The following is a 293-nucleotide window of genomic DNA, read 5'->3' as shown; positions in this document are numbered from 1 at the left end:
CCCGGAAGGTCCGTTCAAAATATTCCGCCACATCATATTTTACACCCATGGCGGCAAAAACAACAGCAAATTTTTCATCGGTATCGTCCCCCAGAGACGACTGCATGACGATCTGGGCGGCCAGCTGGTCATGGGGCAGGCCGTTGCCGGAGAAGATCGGCAGCTTCTGGCCCCGGATCAGGGTCGTAAGGCCGTCGATGGCAGAGATCCCGGTGCGGATATAGTTTCTTGGGTATTCTCTGGCCACAGGGTTCAGGGGCTTTCCGTTGACATCCAGCCGTTTTTCGGCAAGG

1 protein-coding gene is annotated in these 293 nt (G+C 56.0%); it reads right to left on the bottom strand.

The features are described from left to right. Positions 1-293: hypothetical protein (locus PZH32_RS13475; protein ID WP_428994060.1), on the bottom strand; the 293-nt coding region annotated here is incomplete at both ends.

The organism is Adlercreutzia equolifaciens (assembly GCF_029076695.1).
Lineage (GTDB): Bacteria > Actinomycetota > Coriobacteriia > Coriobacteriales > Eggerthellaceae > Adlercreutzia > Adlercreutzia equolifaciens_A.
Note: the sequence above shows the minus strand (reverse complement) of the source record. Positions and strands in the feature narration are given on the sequence as shown.